The 1,496-nt window shown below is 63.5% G+C and carries 2 protein-coding genes; one reads left to right on the top strand and one right to left on the bottom strand.

Going from position 1 to position 1,496, the window contains the following annotated elements; genetic code table 11:
* Positions 1–1,092: AsmA-like C-terminal region-containing protein (locus ENZ75_RS31615; protein WP_164888166.1), on the top strand; the 1,092-nt coding region annotated here is incomplete at its 5' end.
* A 6-nt stretch (positions 1,093–1,098) separates the two neighbouring features.
* On the opposite strand, the gene ENZ75_RS31610 is transcribed toward ENZ75_RS31615, so the two are convergent.
* Positions 1,099–1,496: S4 domain-containing protein (locus ENZ75_RS31610; RefSeq protein ID WP_281061323.1), on the bottom strand; the 398-nt coding region annotated here is incomplete at its 5' end.

Genomic DNA, 1,496 nt, shown 5'->3' with positions numbered 1-1,496 from the left:
GGCTGGAGCAAGGGGCCGTGGGTGCCCGCCAACGTCACCTTCGTCATGACCAAGTCCGGCGACACCACGACGCTGTCCGATTTCAATCTCGACGGAAAGACGTTCTCCGTCGACGGCAGCATCGTGCTGGTCAATGGCGCCTTGTCGTCGGCGCGGTTCAGCAAGGTCACCTTGAACAGAGGCGACGACGTTGCTGTGTCGGTGAAGCGGTCCGGCAAGGGCTATGCGGTCGACATATCGGGCAATGCGCTCGATGCCCGCTCGCTCATCAAGCAGTTCACCTCCGACGTCGACACGGCTACCAAAACCACCGGTTCCGACGCCATCTCCGTCAGCGCCGATGTCGACCGGCTGACCGGTTTCCACGACGAGCAATTGTCCAATCTGAAGCTCGACTACAGCGCGGCCGGCTCGCGGGTGAACGGGCTGAAGGTCAGCGCCACGGCAAGTTCGGGCGCCGCCATAACCATCAGCAACACCACCGGTGCCGGCCAGCGCGCGCTCAACATGCAGTCCGCCGACGCTGGCGCCATCCTGAGATTCCTCAATATCTACGAGCATATGGAAGGCGGAACGATCACCCTGGCCCTGGCGGGGCCGAGCGACGGATCGCTGAGGGGCAAGGTCGACACCAGCAACTTTTTCGTCGTCAACGAACCGAAACTGGCCTCCATCGTCTCGACCACGCCCGCCGGCGACAACCGCAGCCTCAACCAGGCGGTCAAGGGCAAACTGGACACGTCGCGGGTGAAGTTCGAACGCGGTTACGCCGAGATCGACAAGGGCAGCGGTTACCTGAAAATCGCCAACGGTGTGCTGCGCGGACCGCGCATCGGCACCACGTTCCAGGGCACGCTCTACGACCAGAACAACAACATGGACATGACCGGCACGTTCATGCCGGTCTATGGCCTCAATCGCATCTTCGGCGAATTGCCCATCGTTGGCGCGCTGCTCGGCAATGGCCGCGACCGTGGCCTGATCGGCGTCACCTACCGGCTCAAGGGCAACGCCAACAAGCCGTTGCTGGACATCAATCCGCTGTCGGTGATCGCGCCCGGAATATTCAGGTCGATCTTCGAATATAGGTGAGCGAGTTCAGGCCGGTCGCACCAGAATGTGTTTTTTCTTTCCCAAGGAAAGCTTTACGACGTTTTCCGGACTCAAATCCTGAGGGGTCACCAGCCGGCGCTCGTCGCTCACCGGCTCGTCGTTCAGGCGCACGGCGCCGCCCTGCACATGCCGCCGCGCTTCGCCGTTCGACGCCGCCAGTCCGGCGGTGACCAGCAGCGACAGGATGCCGACGCCGGTTTCGAGCGCTGTCCTGTCGACCTCGACGGTCGGCAGCGACTCCGCGAGCGCGCCTTCCTCGAACGTCTTGCGCGCCGTATCGCTGGCTTGCTCGGCGGCCGCGCGGCCGTGCAGCAGGGCGGTGATCTCGGTGGCGAGGATCTTCTTGGCCTCATTGATCTCGGATCCGCCGAGCCGCTCGAGCC

It is taken from the genome of Mesorhizobium sp. M7A.F.Ca.CA.002.04.1.1, assembly GCF_004022805.1.
Lineage (GTDB): Bacteria > Pseudomonadota > Alphaproteobacteria > Rhizobiales > Rhizobiaceae > Mesorhizobium > Mesorhizobium ciceri.
Note: the sequence above shows the minus strand (reverse complement) of the source record. Positions and strands in the feature narration are given on the sequence as shown.